This window comes from Mesorhizobium sp. M7A.F.Ca.AU.001.01.1.1, from assembly GCF_004022735.1.
GTDB lineage: Bacteria > Pseudomonadota > Alphaproteobacteria > Rhizobiales > Rhizobiaceae > Mesorhizobium > Mesorhizobium ciceri.
This window is the reverse complement of the sequence record NZ_RZPF01001156.1, coordinates 1-1100: the sequence shown is the minus strand read 5'-3', so window position 1 is coordinate 1100 and position 1100 is coordinate 1. Positions and strand designations below refer to the sequence as shown.

Sequence of the window (1100 nt, the reverse complement as noted above, 5' to 3'; positions counted from 1 at the left end):
CGGCACAGCCGACCACACCAAGCTTGGCATCCTGCTCAACGAAACGCGTGGTGCCGCGGTCTGGGGCCGCTATGCCAATGCCGTATTCGACGCGGCGATCGCCGGCTCGGCTCTGGCTATCCGTATTATCAGCGAAGGCGGGGCAGGGTTGGCCGCATTGGTCGAACTCTTGATCGAACGCGGCGCCAATCCCGCCCTTGTCGTGGCTGGCGGCGGGGTCATCTCGGAGCAGCCGATGTTGATGACGGCATTCGTCGAGGCCATGGCAAAGGTCTCGCCGTCGAGCCAGGTGCTGCTGCTGCGCGAGCCGCCGGTGCTGGGTGCGGTCGCCTTGGCGAGACGACTGCTGGTCGGTCAGGGCCAATCTTCGGGAATTGGAGCGGTTTGAATGATGAAGCGTATCGGCTATCGCCCGGCGGTGGCGCGCCAGACGGAAAGTCTCGAAATCGGCCGGCGTTCGGTGGCCTCGTCGCTTGACGACCTCGATCTCGGCGCTTTTGCCGGCAAGACGATCGGGCTTGCCGGCATCGGCGCCAGCTATCAGGCGGCGCTGGCCGGTGCGCTTTATCTGCGCGCCTCCGGTATCAAGGCTTTTGCCTATACGCCGACCGATCTCTATGGCCGGACGGATGCAGCTGCCGATGCGTTCATCGCGCTGTCGGCCTCCGGGCAGAGCCGCGAAATCTACGACGTCATGCGCGAGGCGTCGGGCGCGCCGCGCCTGGCGGTCTGCCGTGGCAGCGGCAATCCGCTGGCTGATCTGACTGGTGCTGTGCTTGCCACGGATTCTGGCGCCGACAATGGCGCAAGCTCCACCGGCTATACCGGGACCTTGCTGGCGCTCGGCATGCTGATCGACAGGCTCGCCGGCAACAGATTCGACTGGACGACTTTGTCACCTGCAGCCGCCACCGTCCTTTCCGGTGCGCAAAGCGCTGCCGGGCAGGCGGCCCGGCTGCTGCAGGGCAGAACATCCATCGACATCGTCGCCGCCGGTGTCGGCTTCGCCAATGCCGGCGAGGCGGCGATGCTGATACGCGAGGCGGTGCGGGTGCCGGCATCGGGATGGGACACGCTGAACTATCTGCACGGGCCGATGG

1 protein-coding gene and 1 pseudogene are annotated in these 1100 nt (G+C 66.2%); both read left to right on the top strand.

Features of this window, described 5'->3' with window-relative positions:
• A pseudogene (locus tag EN884_RS36715) lies at nucleotides 1–388 on the top strand (ATPase); the annotation flags it as partial.
• A partial coding sequence (locus EN884_RS36710; RefSeq protein WP_128361164.1) for an SIS domain-containing protein occupies nucleotides 389–1100 on the top strand: 712 nt, incomplete at its 3' end.